This window comes from Anaerococcus lactolyticus ATCC 51172 (genome assembly GCF_000156575.1).
Classification (GTDB): Bacteria; Bacillota; Clostridia; order Tissierellales; family Peptoniphilaceae; genus Anaerococcus; species Anaerococcus lactolyticus.
This window is the reverse complement of sequence record NZ_GG666213.1, coordinates 1-229: the sequence shown is the minus strand read 5'-3', so window position 1 is coordinate 229 and position 229 is coordinate 1. Positions and strand designations below refer to the sequence as shown.

At 70.7% G+C, this 229-nt stretch carries 1 protein-coding gene; it reads left to right on the top strand.

Annotated features, from left to right (window positions below):
* The first annotated feature begins 41 nt into the window (after positions 1-41).
* Positions 42-215: a murein L,D-transpeptidase catalytic domain-containing protein gene (locus tag HMPREF0072_RS12780; protein ID WP_369073168.1), complete on the top strand. Its 174-nt coding sequence runs from the start codon at positions 42-44 to the stop codon at positions 213-215.
* The last annotated feature ends 14 nt before the right edge of the window (positions 216-229 follow it).

The following is a 229-nucleotide window of genomic DNA, read 5'->3' as shown; positions in this document are numbered from 1 at the left end:
GCCGTACGTGAACCCGGCTACCGCGCAGCTGCAGGGGCGGGCTGGGACGCAGCCTGGGTTGCCCGGCGGTGCGGCTGTCGGTGGCCAAGCCGCTGATCGATGCGTTGCGTGGTGGCACGATGGTGTTTGCTTACTACCCCGACCAGGATTGGCTGAAGCACTCGCAGCTGCTGGCCGGCGGGTGCGGTGGCCAGGGCACGCTCGCCACGCGGTGATGCACGACGGCGCG